General features: G+C 74.4%; 1 protein-coding gene. It reads left to right on the top strand.

From position 1 onward, the window contains the following. A partial coding sequence (locus tag VR45_RS19935) for a pseudouridine-5'-phosphate glycosidase (protein ID WP_045941156.1) occupies positions 1-238 on the top strand: 238 nt, incomplete at both ends.

The raw sequence follows: 238 nt of genomic DNA, 5'->3' as shown, positions 1-238 counted from the left end.
ATCGAGAACCACTGGGCGCTGGGCAACCGGGGCGGCTTCCTGGTCACCACGCCGGTCCGGCCGGAGGAGGCCATCGACGGCGAGGAGGTGGACGCCGCGATCGTCGAGGCGACGGCCGCCGCCGACCGGGACGGCATCCGGGGCCAGGCGGTCACCAAGTACCTGATGCGGGCGGTGGACGCGGCCACCGAGGGCCGCTCCTCCCGGGCCAACATGGCGGTGCTGATCAGCACCGCCG

It is taken from the genome of Streptomyces sp. NRRL S-495, assembly GCF_000966955.1.
In the GTDB taxonomy this organism is placed as follows: Bacteria; Actinomycetota; Actinomycetes; order Streptomycetales; family Streptomycetaceae; genus Kitasatospora; species Kitasatospora purpeofusca.
The sequence above is the reverse complement of the archived record's forward strand: the minus strand, read 5'-3'. Positions and strand labels throughout refer to the sequence as shown.